We start from the raw sequence: 20353 nt of genomic DNA, 5'->3' as shown, positions 1-20353 counted from the left end.
TGTCACGTCACTGGTTGACCGCGCAGGGCGCCAGTGCGTCCAGGCCGACCGGCTTCTCGGCGGTGCGGCCGATGGCCGTCGCGATGCGGTTGATCGTGGCGACGCGCTTGTCCTTCAGCGGGCCGACGATCGCGTTCTGGACGAAGTTGGGGCCGCCCTGTCCGACGGTGTTGACCAGGCGCGTGTTGGCCTCGTCGATCTGCGTCTGGAGGAGCTGGAGGTTACGGGTGACCTCGGCCTGCGCGGACGCGGGGATCGCGGGGAGCTGCGAGGCGACGTCCGGGCAGGAGATCTTGCCCGCACCGGCCGCGTTCCCGGCGTTGCCGTTGCCCGCGTTGCCGTTGTTGTTCCCGGCGTTGCCGGTGTTCCCCGCGTTCCCGGTGTTCCCGGCATTGCCGGTGTTCCCCGCGTTGCCGTTGTTCCCGGTGTTCCCACCCGCGTTCGCCCCGGCGTTGCCCACGCTGCACGGCGCGAGCGCGTCGAGGCCGACCGGCTTGGCGGCGGTGCGGCCGATGGCCGTCGCGATGCGGTTGATCGTGGCGACGCGCTTGTCCTTCAGCGGGCCGACGATCGCGTTCTGGACGAAGTTGGGGCCGCCCTGCCCGACGGTCTTGACGATCCGGTCGTTGGCTTCCTGGATCTGCGTCTGGAGGAGCTGGAGGTTACGGGTGACCTCGGCCTGCGCGGACGCGGGGATCGCGGGGAGCTGCGAGGCGACGTCCGGGCAGGAGACGGTGCCTGGGCTCGCGGCAAGGGTCTTGGCGTTCGTCGCGTTGTTGTCGGACGAGTCCTGGCCGGCGAGGGCGGTACCAGCGATGACGGCGCCGGACAGCACGACTGCGGCGGCGCCACCGATGAGGCCGACGCGACGCTTGTTGTACTTCGGAAGAGCCCTGGACATGGAGATGCCTCACTTGGGTCAGGAGTGGGTGTTCAACGCGGCGCCTGCGTTCGGTGGGAAGTACGAGCAAGCGGTTGCCGTTGTTCAAACCCGGCCCAAGAGATCTTCACAGGCGGGTCAGGAAAGTGAACGCCGTCACCTCCCCGGGACCCCAGATTGACGAACCATGCAGAGTTCTGCATACTCATGCATGTCAGCGAATGCACTGTGAGGAGAAACCCGTGACCGAGCGCGTCGTACTCGCCTACTCAGGCGGATTGGACACCTCCGTCGCCATCGGCTGGATCGCCGAGGAGACGGGCGCCGAGGTCATCGCCGTCGCGGTCGACGTCGGCCAGGGCGGCGAGGACCTGGACGTCATCCGCAAGCGCGCCCTCGCGTGCGGCGCCGTCGAGGCCGAAGTGGCCGACGCGAAGGACGAGTTCGCCGAGGAGTACTGCCTCCCCGCGATCAAGGCCAACGCCCTCTACATGGACCGCTACCCGCTGGTCTCCGCGCTGTCGCGGCCGACGATCGTCAAGCACCTCGTCGCCGCCGCCCAGAAGCACGGCGCCACCACGGTCGCCCACGGCTGCACCGGCAAGGGCAACGACCAGGTCCGCTTCGAGGCCGGCATCGTCGCCCTCGCCCCCGACCTCAAGTGCATCGCCCCGGTCCGCGACTACGCGATGACCCGTGACAAGGCGATCGCGTTCTGCGAGGAGAAGAACCTCCCGATCGCGACCACCAAGAAGTCCCCCTACTCCATCGACCAGAACGTCTTCGGACGCGCGGTCGAGACGGGCTTCCTGGAGGACATCTGGAACGCCCCGATCGAGGACATCTACGAGTACACGCAGAACCCGGCCGCCGCCCGCGACGCCGACGAGGTGATCATCTCCTTCAAGGCGGGCGTCCCGGTCGCGATCGACGGCAAGCCCGTCACCGTCCTCCAGGCCATCCAGCAGCTCAACGAGCGCGCCGGCGCCCAGGGCATCGGCCGGATCGACATGGTCGAGGACCGTCTCGTCGGCATCAAGTCCCGCGAGGTGTACGAGGCTCCGGGCGCGATCGCCCTCATCACGGCCCACCAGGAGCTGGAGAACGTCACCGTCGAGCGCGAACTCGCCCGCTACAAGCGGCAGGTCGAGCAGCGCTGGGGCGAACTGGTCTACGACGGCCAGTGGTTCTCCCCGCTGAAGCGCGCCCTGGACGGCTTCATCGACGAGGCCAACCAGCACGTCAACGGCGACATCCGGATGACCCTCCACGGTGGCCGCGCGGTCGTCACGGGCCGGCGCTCGGACACGTCGCTGTACGACTTCAACCTGGCCACGTACGACACGGGCGACTCGTTCGACCAGGCCGCCGCCAAGGGCTTCATCGACATCTACAGCCTGTCGTCCAAGATCGCGGCCAAGCGGGACCTCGCGTAACCGATAGCGTGACAACCGCCTCCCCGCGCACCCGCGTTGGGGAGGCGGTGGCACATCATCAGCCTTGAGGCTTTGAGGAGCAAGTGCAGTGAGCAGCAACAGCGGTGACGTACGGCTCTGGGGCGGCCGTTTCGCCGACGGTCCCGCCGAGGCCCTGGCGAAGCTGTCCGCGTCCGTCCACTTCGACTGGCGTCTGGCGCCCTACGACATCGCCGGCTCCCGCGCCCACGCGCGCGTCCTGCACAAGGCGGGCCTCCTCACGGCGGACGAACTCACGCGCATGATCGCCGGGTTGGACCGGCTCGAAGCGGACGTGGCGTCGGGTGAGTTCGTCGGCACGATCGCCGACGAGGACGTCCACACCGCCCTCGAACGCGGCCTGTTGGAGCGCCTCGGCCCCGACCTCGGCGGCAAGCTCCGCGCGGGCCGCTCCCGCAACGACCAGGTCGCGACGCTCTTCCGGATGTACCTCCGCGACCACGCCCGGATCCTCGGCGGCCTCATCGCCGACCTCCAGGACGCGCTGATCGGCCTCGCGGAGGCCCACCCGGACGTCGCGATGCCCGGCCGCACGCACCTCCAGCACGCCCAACCGGTCCTGTTCGCCCACCACTTGCTGGCCCACGTCCAGCCCCTGACCCGCGACGCGGAACGCCTGCGCCAGTGGGACGCGCGGACGGCCGTCTCCCCGTACGGCTCCGGCGCGCTCGCCGGCAGCAGCCTCGGCCTCGACCCCGAGTCGGTCGCGGCGGACCTCGGCTTCGAGCACGGCAGCGTCGGCAACTCGATCGACGGCACGGCGTCCCGCGACTTCGTCGCCGAGTTCGCCTTCATCACGGCGATGATCGGCGTCAACCTCTCCCGCATCGCCGAGGAGATCATCATCTGGAACACGAAGGAGTTCTCCTTCGTCACGCTCCACGACGCGTTCTCGACGGGTTCGTCGATCATGCCCCAGAAGAAGAACCCGGACATCGCGGAGCTGGCCCGAGGCAAGTCCGGCCGCCTGATCGGCAACCTGACGGGCCTCCTCGCCACCCTGAAGGCCCTCCCCCTGGCCTACAACCGCGACCTCCAGGAGGACAAGGAGCCGGTCTTCGACTCCTGCGACCAACTCGAAGTCCTCCTCCCCGCGTTCACCGGCATGATCGCCACCCTGACGATCCACCGGGACCGCATGGAAGAACTGGCCCCCGCCGGCTTCTCCCTGGCCACGGACATCGCCGAATGGCTGGTCAAGCAGGGCGTCCCCTTCCGCGTGGCCCACGAGGTGGCGGGCGAGTGCGTCAAGGTCGCGGAGTCCCAGGCCAAGGAACTGAACGACCTCACGGACGAAGAGTTCGCCGAGATCTCCCCCCACCTGACCCCCGAGGTCCGCACGGTCCTCAACGTCCCCGGAGCCCTCTCCTCCCGCGACGGCCGAGGCGGCACGGCCCCCAGCGCGGTGGCGATCCAGTTGGCGGAACTGAAGTCGGACGTGGCCGAACAGCACACCTGGGCCGACGCCAAGAAGCAGTAGCCGCACCACATGAACCCCCGCCTCCCCGGGCAGACAGGGAGGCGGGGGGAACCATGGACAACAGCACACCCGGCGCCCGCGGCCTGCTCCGCAGATTCCGCGTCGCCCTCGCACTCTGCGTCCTGCTGGCGGGCCTGTCCCTGGCCCTGCTCTCGAACGGCCGCGACGGCTTCGGCTGGGCCGTCCTCAACGAACTCGCCCTCTTCGCGGCGGCGGGCGTGGCCGTTCCCTTCTACTACGAGCTGTTCCTCAGGGACGCCGAACGCGAGGGATTCCTCCGGGAGTTGACGGCAGCCCTGGACACCCGCGACGGCACCGGCGGCCTGCGCGTCCACGCACACGGCCGTCCGGCACCCGCCGAGAAGACCGCGTTCATCGCCGAGGCCCGCACCGAGATCATCGAGGTGGGCGTCACCCTGCGCAGCCTCACCGGCTACTTCGTCTCCCGCCCCGAACGCGACTTCACCGACCCCGTACGGCAGTTGCTGCGCCGAGGCGTGCACATCACCTACCTGGTCGCCGACCCCGACGCCCCGCTGCTCACCGCGTAGGCGGACAGCCTCGGTGACCCCGGTCTCCCCGCCCGCGCGGCCGACGCGGCCCGCCAACTCTCCCGGGTCGCGGCGGACTTCGCGGCGGAGGGACACCTCGGGCGGATGACCGTCCGCTACACGAGGCAACTCCCCACCGGATACGTCGTGCTGGTCGACCCCGAGGGCACGACGGGCCGCTGCCGTACCTCCCCCTACCTCCCGGGCGTCCGCCGAGCCGACTCCCCGGTGCTGGACATCACCCGGGCCGCCCGCCCGGAGGTCTTCGCGCGGTACGTGACGTACGTCCGAAAGGCCCTGGAGGACAGCCGCGAGGCCGCTCCGTGACGGGCCGGGTTACGTTGGCGGGGTAACACGAGCCTCTGTGAACAGGACCCCCCCCATGCGTCTGACCGCCCTCCCCACCCCCCGCCTGGGCCTCGGCCTGGCCGCCGTGGGCCGCCCCGGCTACATCAACCTCGGCCGGGACCGAGACCTGGGCGAGGACCGAAGCATCGACGCCCTGCGGACCCGCACGCACGACCTCCTCACCGCGGCCCACACAGCGGGCATCCGCTACCTGGACGCCGCCCGCTCGTACGGCAGGTCGGAGGAGTTCCTGGCGACCTGGCTGGACGAGAACCCGCAGATCGACGACGTGGCCGTGGGCAGCAAATGGGGCTACACGTACACGGCGGACTGGACGACGAACGCCGAGAAGCACGAGGTCAAGGACCACACCCTCACGACGTACGACCGCCAGCGCGCCGAGACGGCGGACCTGCTCGGCGACCGCCTCGACCTCTACCAGATCCACTCGGTCACCCCGGACAGCCCCGCCCTGACCGACAAGGCCCTGCACGAGAGGCTCGCGGAGTCCGGCACCCCCGTCGGTTTCTCGACGAGCGGCCCCGCCCAGCCGGACGCGATCAGAGCGGCCCTCGCGATCACGGTCGACGGCACCCCCCTGTTCAGCACGGTCCAGTCGACGTACAACGTGCTGGAGACCTCGGCGGCCCCGGCCCTCGCGGAGGCGCACGCCGTCGGCCTCACGGTGATCGTCAAGGAGGGCATGGCGAACGGCCGCCTCGCGGGCGAACAGGCTCCGGCAGCCGTACGGAAGATCGCCGAGGAGACCGGCACCGGCCCGGACGCGATCGCCCTGGCCTGGATCCTCGCCCAGCCCTGGACAGGCTTCGCCCTCTCCGGCGCGGCGACGACCACCCAGCTCACGGCCAACCTGAAGGCCGAGACGATCACCTTGGACGAGGCGCAGAAGGAAGCTCTGGCGACCCTCGCGGAGGACCCGGCGACGTACTGGGCGACCCGCAGCGCCCTGCCCTGGCACTGAATCCCCTCTCAGTAGGAAGTCCTGAGACGTTCATGCTCCCAATGAGACAAAGATGTCTCATGTGGGCTATGGTCGTCTCATGGCCGTCGACCGTGACCACGTACTGCGCACCGCCGCAGCCCTCCTGACCCGCAGAGCCACCGCCACGATGGACGAGGTGGCGAAAGCGGCCGGCATCAGCAGAGCGACCCTGCACCGCCACTTCGCGGGCCGCGACGCCCTGATCCGCGCCCTGGAGGCGCACGGCATCGAGGAGTGCGAGGCCGCGCTGGCCGCGGCACGGCTCGACGAGGGGACGGCGCGGGACGCCGTAAGCCGCCTGGTCCGCGAACTCGAACCCTCCGCCGCGCTGATCGCCTTCCTCTACACGGAGAACCAGCTCTTCGAGGGCGAGAGCCTGCACGAGGGCTGGGAGCGGATGGACGAACAGGTCGCGGCGCTGTTCAGACGGGGCCAGCTGGCCGGCGAGTTCCGCATCGACCTCACCCCGGTCTGGCTCACCGAGGCCCTGTACGGCCTGCTCGGGTCCGCCGCCTGGATGGTCCAGTGCGGAAAGGGCGCCCCCAAGGACTTCCACCACATGACCGTCGAGCTGCTGCTCGGCGGCGCGCTCAGGAGAGAGGAATCATGACCAGCACCGTGCGGACGACGGGTACGACGGAGGCGGCGAACCGCCCGGGCCGCTGGCTCGGCCTCGCCGTCCTCGTACTCGCCGTACTGCTGGTGGCCGTGGACGCCACCGTCCTCGGCCTCGCGACCCCGTACATCAGCGAGGACCTCAAGCCGTCCGGCACGCAGCTGCTGTGGATCGGCGACGTCTACTCCTTCGTCATCGCCGGTCTGCTCGTCTCCATGGGCAGCCTCGGCGACCGCATCGGCCGGAAACGTATCCTGCTCGTCGGCGCGACCGCGTTCGGCCTGATATCGGTCCTCAACGCCTATGCCACGACACCGGAGTTGATGATCGCGGCCCGCGCGCTCCTGGGCGTGGCCGGGGCAACGCTCATGCCGGCGACCCTCGCCCTGATCCGCAACCTGTTCCCGGACCCCCGCGAACGCAGCCTCGCGGTCGGCATCTGGGGAGCAACCGCCTCCGCCGGTACGGCAGTAGGCCCGATCGTCGGCGGCTTCCTCCTCGAACACTTCTGGTGGGGCTCGGTCTTCCTCATCAACCTCCCGGTGATGGCGGCCCTGGTCCTCATCGGCGCGAAACTCCTCCCCGAGTCCCGCAACCCCAACCCCGGCCCCTGGGACCTCCCGAGCGTCCTGCTCTCCCTGGTCGGCATGGTCGCGGTGGTGTACGGCGTGAAGGAGGCGGCGGTCCACGGCGTGACACCGGTCGCGCTGACGGTCGGCATCCTGGGCGCGGTCGCGCTGTACGCCTTCGTACGCCGCCAACTGACGCTTCCCACCCCCCTGTTGGACATGCACCTGTTCCGCAACCGGGGTTTCAGCGGAGCGGTCCTGGCCGACCTCCTGACCATCCTCGGCCTCTCGGGCGTGGTCTTCTTCCTCTCCCAGTACCTCCAACTCGTCCAGGGCCGCCGCCCGTTGGAAGCGGGCCTGGCCGAACTCCCCGCGGCGATAGGCGCGGTGGCAGCGGGCCTGCTCGCGGGCAGAGCGGCCCGCCGCTACTCGGTACGCGCGGTGGTCTCAGGAGGCCTGGCGGCCATAGGCATCGGCCTGGCGGCACTGACCCAACTCCACGCCTCGACGGGCTACCCCTTGCTGGGCGCATCCCTCTTGGTGGTAGGCGTAGGCGCGGGCTTCTCCTTCACGGTGACAGCGGACGTCATCCTGTCCTCGGTCCCGAAGGAAAGAGCGGGCTCGGCCTCAGCGGTCTCGGAAACGGCGTACGAACTGGGCGCGGCCCTGGGAATCGCGGCGCTGGGCTCGATAGTGACGGGCGTGTACAGGGGTTTCGAAGCACCGGCAGGGACTCCCGAGGCAGCGCACGAATCCTTGGGAGGCGCGGTAGAAGTGGCGACAACGCTCCCGGAACACACAGCAGAAGCCCTACTGACCTCAGCGAGAGAAGCCTTCATGGACGGCCTGTCGGTGGCAGCAGGGGTAGGCGCAGTGGTACTCCTGGCCGCATCAGTAGCAGCTTGGTTCCTACTCCGTGGACGCAAGCTGGCCTAAAGGGGCGCGGGGAACTGCGCGACCAGCCACAACGCACCGTTCCCCGCCCCACGACAGAACCCCTACGGCGTTTAGGCGGCCTTTGCCTTCGTCGCGTACATGTCCACGTACTCCTGCCCCGACAACCGCATGACCTCAGCCATCACCGAATCAGTCACCGCCCGCAACACATACCGATCCCGCCCCATCCCGTCATACCGGGAGAACTCCATCGCCTCCCCGAACCGCACAGTCACCTTCCCCATCCGAGGAATCCCCGCACCCCCCGGCTGCAACTTGTCCGTCCCGATCATCGCGAACGGCACCACCGGCGCCCCGGTCATCAGCGTCAGCCGAGCGATCCCGGTCCGCCCCCGGTACAACCGCCCGTCGGGAGACCGGGTCCCCTCGGGATAGATCCCGAACACCTTGCCCTCTTCAAGCACCCGCCGCCCGGTCATGAGCGCGGCGACACCCCCACGCCCCCCGTCACGGTCGACGGGAATCATCCCGACCCCGGTGAAGAACCAGGCCATGAGCCGCCCCTTCAGCGACGTCCCGGTGACGTACTCGTCCTTCCCGATGAAGAACACCTGCCGGTCACAGACCAGCGGCAGAATCATGGAGTCGATGAACGTGAGGTGATTGCCCGCGAGGATGACGGGCCCGTCCCCGGGAATGTTCTCGACTCCTTCCACCTGCGGCCGGAACCACAGACGCATGACCGGTCCGAGGACTGCCTTGAGGAGCGAGAAGCGGGACAACGGGCCCTCCGATGTCAAGGGATTGTGTATAAGTCCGTGCAGGTAGGCACGTTACTCTCGGCTACCCGGGTGACGCACATCGGGACACCGAGGTCTTACGCAGTGTTGACACGGGTTTACCTGCGGGACGGCCGCGAAACCCGTTCGTGTTCTCCCGGTAGCCATGTTCACGCCTCTACGATCAGCGCGCACGCACGAGCTGACGACGACAGGGGAGCGGTCCATGGCGACGCAGGACGAGGGCACACGGGGTACGGGACGGCGCGCACTGCTGGGCGCGGCGGTACTGGGCGCGACGGGAACGGTCGTAGGAACAGCGGGCACGGCGAGAGCGACGCCCCAGACGCAGGCCCGGACACAGACGCAGGGACACGGCGCCGGCCTCAAGTCCCTCCCCGTCCCGACGGTCATCGGCCACCGGGGAGCCAGCGGCTACCGCCCGGAGCACACCTTCGGCTCCTACCAACTCGCCCTGGACATGGGCGCGGACATCGTCGAGGCGGGCGACCTGGTCCCCACGAAGGACGGCCACCTCGTCTGCCGCCACGAACCGGAGATCGGCGGCACGACGGACGTCGCCGCGCACGCGGAGTTCACGGACCGCAAGCGCACGAAGGTCCTGGACGGCGTCACGGTCACCGGCTGGTTCACGGAGGACTTCACGCTGGCGGAGCTGAAGCGGCTGCGCGCCGTCGAGCGCATCCCGGCGAACCGCCCGCACAACACGCTGTACGACGGCCGCTGGGAGATCCCGACCTTCGAGGAGGTCCTGAAGTGGCAGGACGAGCAGACGCGTAAGCGCGGCAAGCAGGTCTGGATCTACCCCGAGACCAAGCACCCCACGTACTTCCGCAAGCTGGGCCTCGGCCTGGAGGAGCGCGTCGCGAAGCTCCTGCGCAAGCACGGCAAGGACCGCCACAACTCCCCGGTGATCCTCCAGTCCTTCGAGCCGACCAGCATCCAGCGCCTGGACAAGCTCGTCGGCAACCCCCTCGTCGTCCTGCTCTCCTCGGCGGAGTCCCGCCCCTGGGACTTCGTCGAGAACGGCGACCCCCGGACGACCGCCGACCTGATCACCCCCAAGGGCCTCAGGGAGATCGCCGGGTACGCGCAGGGCATCGGCCCGACCCTCGACCTGGTCATCCCGAAGGACGCGAACGGCAGGCTGACCACGCCGACGGCCCTCGTCCACGACGCCCACCGGGCCGGCCTGATCCTCCACCCCTACACGATGCGCAACGAGAACCCCTTCCTCCCGGCGGAGTACCGCAAGGGCACGGACGCGGACGGGTACGGCGACCCCTTCGGCGCGTTCCGTACGTACTTCGCGACCGGCATCGACGGCGTCTTCACCGACAACCCGGACACCGGCGTGCTCGCCCGCGAGGACTTCCGGAACGCGTGACGTCGGGTATGTCACAGCACTGCTGAGTGTCCGGGAGGTTGCGACCCGGCAAGCGCGGGGATAGGAGTGGAGAACTAGCGACGATCAGATGAGCGGGAGGCGTGCGCACATGGGCATGAGCGTGACCATCTCGGGCGCGACCGAGCAGGAAGCCGAGCAGATCTTCAGGCTTCAGTACCTGTGTTTCCAGAGTGAGGCCGCCCTGTACGGCAACTACCGCATCGACCCGCTCGTCCAGTCCCTGGACTCCGTCCGCGAGGAGCTGACCACCGACTGCGTCTTCGTAGCCCGCCTGGGCGACGAGGTGGTCGGCTCCGTCCGGGGCCACATCACGGACGACGGCGCGGCCTCGATCGGCAAACTCTGCGTCCACCCCCGCCTACAGGGCCACGGAATCGGAGCGAGGCTCTTGCGAGCGGCAGAAGCAGCGTTGGCGGAGGAACGGGGAGCCAAGAAGTTCCGCCTCCACACAGGCCACCGCAGCGAGGGCAACCTCCGCCTCTACCGCAAGGTGGGCTACGAAACGGTAGGCACGTCAGAGGGCACGGACGGCGTCCCGATGATCGTCTTGGAGAAGCAGGCAGGGGAGTACGCCAAAACGGCCTGAGTGCGGACGCCGTCGTCTTTTGTCTTTTAGGGGCGCGGGGAACTGCGCGACAAGCCACGACGGCGCAGCAGCCGCAATCGAACCTTAGACACCCCTTTGGGAAGGCGCCTTCCGCAGCCAGTACAACGCGGACACCGGAAGCAACACCGGGATGAACACGTACCCCATCCCGTAATCCGACCACACCGTCGAATCCGGAAACGCGGCCTGATCCAAAAGCGTCCACGTCCCCACGACCAACACCCCCGCAAGTTCGGCGGCGCAGCAAACCTGCGCCGCCTTGCGAGCCGCCTCCCCACCCCGCACGAGCGAGTACGTGATGAACCCGTACACGCCCCCGGCGACGGCGGACAACGTATAGGCGAGCGGCGCCCGGTCGAACTCCGTGGCGATCTGGTAGACGGACCGCGACACCGCACCGACGACCATCACCCCGTAGAACCACACGAGCAGCATCCCCGGCCCACCGATCAACCGGCGACCACTCACCACGTCAGCCTCCCCAGATGTCATAGAGCCGCACCTCCAGCACCGCCAGCACGACGCCACTCGCCGCGACCGTCACCGACCCCCACCGCGTCCGCTCGGCCAGCGACATGAACGCGGCGGTGGGCACACACGCGAAGGCCCCCAGCAGATAGGCGACGAAGATGGTCGTCCCCTGATCCGGCTTGTCGCCGCGCGCGAGCTGCACGACCCCGACGACGAGCTGGACGACGGCCAGCACCGTCACCACGGCCATCCCGATGAAGTGCCAGTCCTTGGTCGGCTGATCTCGGTACGCCGCCCAGCCGCACCACGCGGCGAGCAGCAGCGCGGCGACGGACGTCACCACGGTGAGGGCAACAAGCATGCGGCGACCTTATTACGCCGGTATCAGCCCCCGGACGCCGGGCCGCGAACGCACCCGGCACCAAGGTGTCCACGTCTGTCCAGCATCCGGACACCCCGCTCCCTGTCAGCACCATACGTCTGCTTTACTGATCGCATGACCACGACGAGCAGCCGCACCCTTGCGACCGAGGCGACCATGACGCCCGGTGCTCGTTGTCTGTGTCGAATGCGCGCCTTCTAGAGGGCCCCCGCACCACCCCCCTGCGCTCGCGCCCCTGAAGCGAGCCGCGCCGCCGCGCCCCACCTCCGTACGGAACCATCCGCACGTGACCGCGCGCGCCCGCCCCCCTCTCGTACCAGGGCACACCCACGCCCGTACTCGACAGTGACGGAACCCCAGTGATCACCACAACGGGCCTGACCAAGGTCTACCGCACCCGCGGCCGAGAGGTCACCGCCCTCGACGGCGTCGACCTGCACGTCCGCGAAGGCGAGGTGTACGGCGTCATCGGCCAGTCCGGCGCCGGAAAGTCCTCGCTGATCCGCTGCGTCAACCTCCTGGAGCGCCCCACCGCGGGGACGGTCACCGTGGACGGCCGTGACCTCACCGCGCTGGCGGGCCGCGGCCCCCGCGCCGGCAAGGAGCTGCGCCGCGCGCGCAGCCGTATCGGCATGGTGTTCCAGCACTTCAACCTGCTCTCCTCGCGGACCGTCCAGGACAACGTGGAACTCCCGCTGGAGATCCTCGGCCTGAGCGGCAGGGCGCGTACGGCGAAGGCCCTCGAACTCCTCGACCTGGTGGGCCTCGCCGACCAGGCGAAGGCGTACCCGGCGCAGCTCTCCGGCGGCCAGAAGCAGCGCGTCGGCATCGCCCGCGCCCTCGCCGGCGACCCCAAGGTGCTCCTCTCCGACGAGGCGACCAGCGCACTCGACCCGGAGACGACCCGCTCGATCCTTCGGCTCCTGCGCGACCTGAACCGCCAGCTCGGCCTGACGGTCCTGCTCATCACGCACGAGATGGACGTCGTGAAGTCGATCTGCGACTCCGCCGCGCTGATGGAGGACGGCCGGATCGTCGAGTCCGGCACGGTCAGCGAACTCCTCGCGACGCCGGGCTCGGAGCTGGCCGCCGCGCTCTTCCCGGTCAGCGGCGAGTCCACCGACGCCGACCGGACCGTCGTCGACGTCACCTTCCAGGGCGAGGCCGCGACGCAGCCGGTCATCTCGCAGCTCTCGCGGACCTACAACATCGACATCTCGATCCTGGGCGCGGCCATCGACACCGTCGGCGGCCTCCAGGTCGGCCGGATGCGCATCGAACTGCCCGGCCGGTACGAGGACAACGTGGTGCCCATCGGGTTCCTGCGCGAACAGGGCCTCCAGATCGACGTCGTGGGCCAGGAGCCCGTACTGGTGAAGGACGGTGCCCAGTGACCTGGTCCGAGATGCAGCCCCTGCTGTCGCAGGCGTGTTGGGACACCCTCTACATGGTCGGCTGGTCCACCCTGATCGCCGTCGTCGGCGGCCTCCCGCTCGGCATCCTCCTCGTCCTCACCGACCGGGGCGGCCTCCTCCAGAACGTCGTCGCGAACAAGGTCATCGGCCAGATCGTGAACGTCGCCCGTTCGATGCCGTTCATCATCCTGATGGTCGCGCTCATGAACTTCACCCGCACGATCACGGGTACGACGATCGGCCGCGAGGCGGCGATCGTGCCCCTGGCGATCGGCGCCATCCCGTTCTTCGCGCGCCTCGTCGAGACGGCTGTCCGCGAAGTGGACGGCGGGCTCGTGGAGGCCGTGCAGTCGATGGGCGGCAACACCTGGACGATCGTCCGCAAGGTCCTCGTCCCCGAGTCGCTGCCGTCGCTGATCGCGTCGACGACCACCACGATCGTCGCGCTCATCGGCTACTCGGCGATGGCCGGGACGATCGGCGCGGGCGGCCTCGGCGACATCGCCATCCGCTACGGCTACCAGCGCTTCGAGACCGAGCTGATGTGGATCACCGTCCTCATCCTCGCGGTCGTCATCTCCCTCATCCAGTTCGCCGGCGACTACGCGGCACGCTCCCTGCACCGGCGGGGCGGACGCTCCGGCCCGGCGCCGAAACTGCGGCTGCTGAAGGCGGCTACGGCCCCGAGCAAGACCGCGTAACCCTCTCCGATGTCTCCCCGCACCACCCTTCGCGGGATCGTCACACCCTCAGGAAAGGCACTTTTCGTGCGTAACACCGCCAAACTCACCACCGCTGTCCTCGCCGCCGGAGCGCTCACCCTCGCGCTCGGCGCCTGCGGTTCGGACAAGGACAACGCCTCCTCGTCCACCGACTACAGCGGCCCCCTCGTCGTCGCCGCGAGCCCCGTCCCGCACGCCGAGATCCTGAACTACGTGAAGGACAACCTCGCGAAGAAGGCCGGACTCGACCTGGAGGTCAAGGAGTTCCAGGACTACATCGTCCCGAACACCGCGACCGAGGACGGCTCGGTGGGCGCCAACTACTTCCAGAACCAGCCGTATCTCGACGACTTCAACAAGAAGCGCGGTACCCACATCGTGCCCGTCGTGACGGTCCACCTGGAGCCGCTCGGCCTCTACTCCAAGAAGGCCAAGAAGGCCGACGAGCTGAAGAGCGGCGCGACGATCGCCATCCCCAACGACGCGGTGAACGAGGCGCGTTCCCTCAAGCTGCTCGCCGCCAACGGGCTCATCACCCTCAAGGACGGCGCGGGCAGCGAGGCGACCCCGCAGGACATCGCCAAGAACCCCAAGGACCTCAAGTTCAAGGAGGTCGAGGCCGCCCAGACCGCGCGCTCCCTGGACGACGTCGACGCCGCCGTCATCAACGGCAACTACGCCATCGCGGCCGACCTCAAGCCCGCCACCGACGCGATCGTCCTGGAGTCCGCCAAGGACAGCCCGTACGGCAACTTCCTCGCGGTGAAGAAGGGCAACGAGAAGGACCCGCGCGTCGTCAAGCTTGCCGGGCTCCTCACCTCGCCCGAGGTCAAGAAGTTCATCGAGGACAAGTACAAGGGCTCGGTCATCCCGTCCTTCTGAGCAACCGGCACGGGGGGTCCGTACCTTGACGGGTACGGACCCCCCGTGGTGTGTCACGCGGCCCGCATACTGCATGCTGGGCAGTTCAGCGGAGGAACCCACAAGGCTTCTCCCGAAGTTACGGAGCGGCGCAATGACGAGCACCTTCCCCAACGTCTCCATCAGCACGGAGCGGTTGGTGCTGCGCCCCCTCGACGAGGACGACGTCCCCGCGCTCATCGAGATGGCCGCCGACGAGCAGGTCACGGCCTGGACGTCCGTCCCCCACCCCTTCGGCGAGACCGACGCCCTGCGCTGGATCACCGAGTACGCCCCCACCGAACGCGCCGCCGGCCGCGGCATCGACTTCGCGGTCACGGAGTTCCTCACGCAACGCCTCGTCGGCGTACTCCAGTTGACGAAGACGAACTGGCACGTCCGCGCCACGGAGATGTCGTACGTCATCGCCCCCTGGGCCAGAGGCGAGGGCTACGCCTCCGAGGCCGCCCTCGCCACCGCCCACTGGCTCTTCACCGACCAGCGCCTCGAACGCATCGAACTGCGCACCGCCGCCGACAACACGGCCTCCCAGCAGGTCGCCCAGAAGATCGGCTGCATCAGCGAGGGCGTCCTGCGCGGCGCCTCCATAGTCAGAGTCCGCGCGGAGAACGGCACCTGGACCGAGGCCCGCACCGACTACATCGTCTGGAGCCTCCTCCCCGAGGACCTGGAGGGCGCGGGGGAGCGACTCGCGGAGAGCGGCGGCTATCCGACGTACGCCGACTGGAACTGATCCCGGCAGCCCCCCGGCCAGGCGGGACCAGGTACCCTCACGGAGCCCGCTGCCTGCGTGAATCCCCGGGAGACTGACGAGATGGCCGACCGCGTCACGGTGATCGGCTGGGACGGCTCGCCCCTGAACGCGGCGGCGCGTTCCGCTCTCGCCGCCGCCAACCTCGTCGCGGGTGCCCCACACCACCTCGCCCTCCCCGAGGTACCCCCCGGCGCCGAACGCATCCGCCTCGGCAGCGTCGCCCTCGCCGCCCGCCGCATCGCCGGCCACCACCGGGGCACGGCCGTGGTCCTCGCCGACGGCGACCCCGGCTTCTTCGGCGTCGTACGGGCCCTGCGCGCACCGGAGTTCGGCCTGGAGGTCGAGGTCGTCCCCGCCGTCTCCTCGGTCGCCGCCGCCTTCGCGCGCGCCGGGATGCCGTGGGACGACGCACAGGTGGTCGTCGCCCACCGCCGTACCCTGCGCCGCGCGGTGAACGTCTGCCGCGCGCACACCAAGGTCGCCGTCCTCACCTCACCCGGCGCGGGCCCCGCCGAACTCGGCCTGCTCCTGGAGGGCGTGCACCGCACGTTCGTCGTCTGCGAGGAACTCGGCACCGAACGCGAGCGCGTGAGCGTCCTGTCGTCCGACAAGGCCGCCGACCGCAGCTGGCGGGACCCGAACGTCGTCATCGCGATCGGCGGACCCGCCGCGGCGGGTGGCCAGGGCGAGTGGATCGCGGGCCGCGACCCGGCCGTGGGGCCGCGCGGTCACGTGTACGCCGACGGCCGCGGCGAGGGCGAGTCCCAGCTCCTGCGCACCGCCCAACTGGCCCGCCTGGGCCCGCGCGTGGGCGACCTCGTCTGGGACATCGGCTGCGGCACCGGCGCCTTCGCGACGGAGGCCGCCCGCACGGGAGCGGCCGTCCTCGCCGTCGACCAGGACATCGACGCCTGCGCCCGCACCGACGCGACGGCCCGGCACCTCGGCGTCCAGCTCCAGATCGTCCGGGGCCAGGCCCCCCACGTCCTGGAGGATCTCCCCGAACCGGACGTCGTCCGCGTCGGCGGGGGCGGCCCCGCGGTCGTCTCCGCCGTCGCCGACCGCCGCCCCGAACGCATCGTCACCCACGCCCTCACCCGCGACGCCGCCGAACGCCTCGGCCGTGACCTGACCGAACACGGCTACCACGTCGAGTGCGCCCTCCTCCAGTCCGTCCAACTCGACACCCGGGCCTGGACGGAGCGCCACCGCAGCGTCGCGTTCCTGCTCAGCGGGGTGCTTCCGGATCGCGGGCTGTGATCCTGTTGTCGTACTGCGCGCTGTAGGCTGGCCGATCGTCGTACCGCTTTCCGGCACCGGCAGTTCATCAGCCAATGTCCGGAAAGCGCGTCCGCTTTGGACACGTGCGGTACGACACGAACCGGAGGGCCGCGCAACGTGGCGCAGTCCACAGCGGGGCGTCGCGGGGCGACCTGTCGCGCCATGACCATGACCGGGACAATGCCACTGAATGGCTTTGTCGCTTTTTCGGGAGGGTCGTTCGTGCCGCTGAGCGCCGAGGCTCGTTCTTCACAGCGGGGCGGACGGTGCGCCGTTCCGGTGAGCCGGCCGAAGGAGCACTAACCGATGGGCGAGGGGTACGCATGACCGACACCGGCCAGATCCCGGGCGAGGGGCCGGAGAACGCAGGCACGGTGGAGCAGCCGGGCGTCCTCACACCCCCCGCGTACGCCTACCTCTCCGAGACCCCCACCGAGGACGAGGACCAACTCCTCATGCCGGGCGCGCAGAGCGCCTGGGGCAACGAGGTGGCACCCCCCGCGCCGGAGCCGGTGGTGGAGACGGTCCACGCGGGCTACGCCCAGCAGGCCGTGCCGGGGGTTCACGGCACGGGGTACGGCGTCGGCGAGGCGGTTGCCGGTGTTCTGGACGAAGGGGGACAGGTGACCGGGGGTCAGGGAAGTGAGGGGCTGGGTGCGGGTGTTCAGGCGGGGGGCGAGCACGTGACGGGGGCTGAGGGTGTGGGGGTTCACGGGGGTGGCGGCGAAGCTGTGGCCGGGGTTCCTGGGGGAGAGGAAGTCGGGGCCGGTGTTCATGAGCCCGGGCCCCATGAGGTCAGTGGGCGGGACACCGGTTCTGTCGATCTCGGTGCTGTGCGGAGGCCGGCGATGAGTCGTCCTCGGCGGACCGCTCCTACGACGCCGATTCCGCCGATCACGCCTCGGCGGCCGTTGCATCTCGGTCCGCCGATTCCGGACGCGTCGGCGAGTCCGGTGCGGTCGCTCGCGGATCGGGGGCCGGCTGATGCGTCGTTGCGGCAGGCGGCGGCTGTGGCGAGTGGCTCTGAGTACCTCGACGCTCAGCCGGGGCATGAGGCTGCTCCACAGGGGGCGGTGCCGTGGGGGGCGGCGCCTCAGCTTCAGGTGCAGGCGGGGGGGACGGCGGTCGAGGACGGGACGCTGACGGCTCCGGTGTCTCAGACGGGGGCTGAGGCTCAGGTGGAGGGGGCGGCTCAAGGGCTGGTGCAGCCTGAGGGGTTGCCTCAGGGGGAGGCACTGGCTCAGGTCGGGGTTCCGGACCAGAGCGGGTTCGTGGGTCTGGCCGGGGACGTGGCTGAGGTTGCGGGTCAGGTCGGAGTCGCGGCTGAGGGCGCGGATCAGTCCGAGGGGGCACACCAGGCTGGGATCGCGGCTGAGGGTGTGGACCAGGCCGGGATCGTGACTGGGGATGCGGGTCAGGCCGGGGTTGTGGCTGAGAGCACGGATCAGTCTCAGGATGCGCACCAGGGCGGGGTCGCGGCTGAGGTTGTGGGCCAGCCTGACGGTGCGGACCAGTCCGGGGTCGAGGCTGGAGTCGCTGGCCAGGTTGAGGGTTTGGACCAGACCGGCGTTGTCGGCCGGCCCGAGGGTGCGCACCAGCCTGGGGCTGTGGAGCCGTCCGAGGAGGCGGGCCGGCTTGGGGGTGCCGGCCAGTCCGGAGGTGTGGATCAGTCCGGGGTCGTAGGACAGCCTGAGAGCGCAGAGCAGCTTGAAGGTGCGGTGCGGTCCGGGGTTCTGGGTGAGTCCGATGGTCTGAGCGGCGCCGGGGTTTCGGAGCAGGCCGAGGTGTTGGTGGGTTCTGTGGCTTCGGGGCAGTCTGAGATGTCGGGCCCTGAGGGCGTTGCAGCTCAGTTGGGTGAGGATGAGGTGGCGGGGCAGGGCGGGGTTTCTGCTGCTGGGCAGGCCGGCGCTTCGGAGCAGGCCGGGGGTTCTGCCGTCGGAGAGGGCGTGGTTCAGACCGGCATGCCGGGGCACTCCGAGTCCTCGGCGGAGGCCGGTGTTGCTGATGCCGGGCAAGTTGCCGCGCAGGCCGGGGATTTGGTGCACTCCGAGGCGTTGGGGCAGGCCGGAGTCTCCGGTTCCGAGCAGGCAGTGCCGGTGGACTCCGAGACGCCGGGTCAGCCCGGGGTTTCCGCTTCCGAGCAAGGTGAGGTTCAGCAGGGAACACCGGTGGACTCCGAGGTGTCGGGGCAGGCGGGAGTTTCCGCTTCCGAGCAGGGTGTGGCCCAGCAGGCAGTGCCGGTGGACTCCGAGGCGCCGGGTCAGCCAGGGGTCTCCACTTCCGAGCAGGGCGAGGGTCAGCAGGGAACGCTGAGCCACCCCGAGATGTCGGCTCAGCCCGAGGTCTCCGCTTCCGAGGACGCGGTTCAGCTCGACGGGTCCGAGGCGTCCGTCCAGCCGGGAACTTTGGGCCAGCCCGAAGGGGCGGCTCAGCCTGGCGGGTCCGAGGTATCTGTTCAGCCGGGCACTTCGGGTCAGTCCGAGGACGCGGTTCAGCCTGGCGGGTCCGAGGCGTCCGTCCAGCCGGGAACCTTGGGTCAGCCCGAGGGCGCGGTTCAGCCGGACGGGTCCGAGCCGTCTGCTCAGCCCGGCACTTCGGGTCACCCCGAGGGCGCGGCCCAGTTTGCGGCGCAGCCTGACACCTCCGGCCAGCCCGAGACATCGGCTCAGCCCGACGCAGCAGCCCAGCCCGGTACTGCGGCCCAGCCCGAGACGTCGAACCAGACCGGGGCTACCGCACCCGAGCAAGTCGTGGTCCAGCAGGGCGAGTCGGAGACGTCGGCCCAGCCGGGGACCTCGGAGCAGCCGGAGCAGGATGCGGCGCAGCCCGAGACGTCCGCCCCTCTGGGGACTCCGGGCCAGCCCGAAGCGTCGGGGCAGCCCGAGACGTCCGCCCCTCTGGGGACTCCGGGCCAGCCCGAAGCGTCGGGGCAGCCCGAGACGTCCGCCCCTCTGGGGACTCCGGGCCAGCCCGAAGCGTCGGGGCAGCCCGAGACGCCCGCCCCTCTGGGGACTTCAGGCCACCCCGAAGCGCCGGAGCAGCCCGAGACGCCCGCCCAGCCGGGCACCTCAGACCAGCCCGAGACGCCGGAGCAGGCCGGAAACCCCGCCATCGACCAGGTCGCGGCGCAGCCTGGCACCCCCGGTCAGTCCGACACAGCAGCTCAGCTCGGCACTGCGGGCCAGCCCGACACAGCAGCCCAGCCCGGCACCGCAGCCCAGCCCACAGCACCGGCCCAGCCCGAGGCCGCAGCCCAGGCCAAGGCATCGGCTCAACGCGGGGTAGCAGCCCAGCCCGACGCAGCAGCTCAGCTCGGTACTGCGGCCCAGCCGGGCACCGCAGGCCAGCCCGAAACGTCGGAACAGGCCGAGCCCCCCGCGCCCGATCAGATCGCGGCGCACCCCGGCATCTCCGGCCAGCCCGAAACACCCGCCCAGCCGGAAACTTCAGGCCCCCCCGGCACCGCGGCCCAGCCCGAGCCGCTGGAGCACTCCGAAGCCCCCACTCCCGGCCAAGCCGCCGAGCACCCCACCGCCCCGGCCCAACCCGGCGTTTCCACGCAGCCCGACACATCGGCCCAGCCCGAGGCACCCGAGCAAGCCACGGCCGACCTCGGCACGCCGGGATCCCCCGCCCCGTCGGCAGAACCCGGCACTCCCACCCCCGAACACCTCGCCGCTCACCCCGACCCGTCGGCCCAGCCCCCCACCCCCGAGCACCCCGCACCCCAGCCCGGCCCCCGAGCCCGCGCCCGTGCCAGAGCGAGGGCAAAG

At 70.1% G+C, this 20353-nt stretch carries 19 protein-coding genes; 14 read left to right on the top strand and 5 right to left on the bottom strand.

The features are described from left to right. Nucleotides 1-7 precede the first annotated feature (7 nt). Nucleotides 8-901, bottom strand: coding sequence for a hypothetical protein (locus ACQCO7_RS08155; RefSeq protein WP_464071178.1), 894 nt, complete (start codon nt 899-901; stop codon nt 8-10). Between the two features lie 221 nt (nt 902-1122). On the opposite strand from ACQCO7_RS08155, the gene ACQCO7_RS08150 reads away from it, so the two are divergent. The 7 genes from ACQCO7_RS08150 to ACQCO7_RS08120 all read left to right on the top strand — a co-directional run bounded on the left by ACQCO7_RS08150 (nt 1123) and on the right by ACQCO7_RS08120 (nt 7858). Further along, nucleotides 1123-2316 (top strand): argininosuccinate synthase, encoded by a 1194-nt coding sequence (locus ACQCO7_RS08150; protein WP_464071177.1) that lies wholly within the window; start codon nt 1123-1125, stop codon nt 2314-2316. Between the two features lie 88 nt (nt 2317-2404). Beyond that, a complete protein-coding gene (argH, locus tag ACQCO7_RS08145) occupies nt 2405-3835 on the top strand; it encodes an argininosuccinate lyase (protein WP_464071176.1) in 1431 nt (476 codons plus the stop codon). A 53-nt stretch (nt 3836-3888) separates the two neighbouring features. After that, a complete protein-coding gene (locus ACQCO7_RS08140) occupies nt 3889-4386 on the top strand; it encodes a hypothetical protein (RefSeq protein WP_464071175.1) in 498 nt (165 codons plus the stop codon). 105 nt (nt 4387-4491) lie between these two features. Next, nucleotides 4492-4713, top strand: a complete 222-nt coding sequence (locus ACQCO7_RS08135) for a hypothetical protein (protein WP_464071174.1) — start codon at nt 4492-4494, stop codon at nt 4711-4713. 55 nt (nt 4714-4768) lie between these two features. Then, nucleotides 4769-5716 carry an aldo/keto reductase gene (locus ACQCO7_RS08130; protein WP_464071173.1) on the top strand — a complete coding sequence of 316 codons (948 nt, stop codon included), beginning with the start codon at nt 4769-4771 and terminating at the stop codon, nt 5714-5716. Nucleotides 5717-5795: 79 nt separating this feature from the next. Further along, nucleotides 5796-6347, top strand: a complete 552-nt coding sequence (locus tag ACQCO7_RS08125) for a TetR/AcrR family transcriptional regulator (protein ID WP_464071172.1) — start codon at nt 5796-5798, stop codon at nt 6345-6347. Further along, complete coding sequence (locus ACQCO7_RS08120; protein WP_464071171.1) at nt 6344-7858, top strand: MFS transporter; 1515 nt, start codon at nt 6344-6346, stop codon at nt 7856-7858. Before ACQCO7_RS08125 ends, ACQCO7_RS08120 begins: the two co-directional genes overlap by 4 nt. 71 nt (nt 7859-7929) lie before the next feature. On the opposite strand, the gene ACQCO7_RS08115 is transcribed toward ACQCO7_RS08120, so the two are convergent. Then, nucleotides 7930-8619: a lysophospholipid acyltransferase family protein gene (locus tag ACQCO7_RS08115; protein ID WP_075825572.1), complete on the bottom strand. Its 690-nt coding sequence runs from the start codon at nt 8617-8619 to the stop codon at nt 7930-7932. Nucleotides 8620-8824: 205 nt separating this feature from the next. On the opposite strand from ACQCO7_RS08115, the gene ACQCO7_RS08110 reads away from it, so the two are divergent. Then, complete coding sequence (locus ACQCO7_RS08110) at nt 8825-10006, top strand: glycerophosphodiester phosphodiesterase (RefSeq protein WP_464071170.1); 1182 nt, start codon at nt 8825-8827, stop codon at nt 10004-10006. 109 nt (nt 10007-10115) lie between these two features. Then, a complete protein-coding gene (locus tag ACQCO7_RS08105; protein WP_464077172.1) occupies nt 10116-10613 on the top strand; it encodes a GNAT family N-acetyltransferase in 498 nt (165 codons plus the stop codon). An 84-nt stretch (nt 10614-10697) separates the two neighbouring features. Here ACQCO7_RS08105 and ACQCO7_RS08100 read toward each other — a convergent pair whose 3' ends face one another. Then, nucleotides 10698-11126, bottom strand: coding sequence for a hypothetical protein (locus ACQCO7_RS08100; RefSeq protein WP_464071169.1), 429 nt, complete (start codon nt 11124-11126; stop codon nt 10698-10700). After that, a complete protein-coding gene (locus ACQCO7_RS08095) occupies nt 11107-11466 on the bottom strand; it encodes a hypothetical protein (protein ID WP_464071168.1) in 360 nt (119 codons plus the stop codon). The genes ACQCO7_RS08100 and ACQCO7_RS08095 overlap by 20 nt, the downstream gene beginning before the upstream one ends. A 380-nt stretch (nt 11467-11846) precedes the next feature. On the opposite strand from ACQCO7_RS08095, the gene ACQCO7_RS08090 reads away from it, so the two are divergent. The 5 genes from ACQCO7_RS08090 (at nt 11847) to cbiE (ending at nt 16559) form a co-directional block, all read left to right on the top strand. After that, entirely contained in the window at nt 11847-12881 is a 1035-nt protein-coding gene (locus ACQCO7_RS08090; RefSeq protein WP_464071167.1) for a methionine ABC transporter ATP-binding protein, read from the top strand. Beyond that, the gene (locus ACQCO7_RS08085) at nt 12878-13603 is read left to right on the top strand and encodes a methionine ABC transporter permease (protein ID WP_464071166.1); all 726 of its coding nucleotides are present in this window, start codon (nt 12878-12880) and stop codon (nt 13601-13603) included. Before ACQCO7_RS08090 ends, ACQCO7_RS08085 begins: the two co-directional genes overlap by 4 nt. Before the next feature lie 66 nt (nt 13604-13669). Continuing rightward, nucleotides 13670-14506, top strand: a complete 837-nt coding sequence (locus ACQCO7_RS08080) for a MetQ/NlpA family ABC transporter substrate-binding protein (RefSeq protein ID WP_464071165.1) — start codon at nt 13670-13672, stop codon at nt 14504-14506. Nucleotides 14507-14639: 133 nt separating this feature from the next. After that, complete coding sequence (locus ACQCO7_RS08075) at nt 14640-15278, top strand: GNAT family N-acetyltransferase (RefSeq protein WP_464071164.1); 639 nt, start codon at nt 14640-14642, stop codon at nt 15276-15278. 81 nt (nt 15279-15359) lie between these two features. Continuing rightward, nucleotides 15360-16559 (top strand): precorrin-6y C5,15-methyltransferase (decarboxylating) subunit CbiE, encoded by a 1200-nt coding sequence (gene cbiE / locus ACQCO7_RS08070; protein ID WP_464071163.1) that lies wholly within the window; start codon nt 15360-15362, stop codon nt 16557-16559. Nucleotides 16560-16879: 320 nt separating this feature from the next. On the opposite strand, the gene ACQCO7_RS08065 is transcribed toward cbiE, so the two are convergent. After that, the gene (locus tag ACQCO7_RS08065) at nt 16880-18898 is read right to left on the bottom strand and encodes a hypothetical protein (protein ID WP_464071162.1); all 2019 of its coding nucleotides are present in this window, start codon (nt 18896-18898) and stop codon (nt 16880-16882) included. Between the last annotated feature and the right edge of the window lie 1455 nt (nt 18899-20353).

The sequence above is a fragment of the Streptomyces saintjeani genome, assembly GCF_055409605.1.
This window is presented reverse-complemented; position numbering and strand designations above follow the sequence as displayed.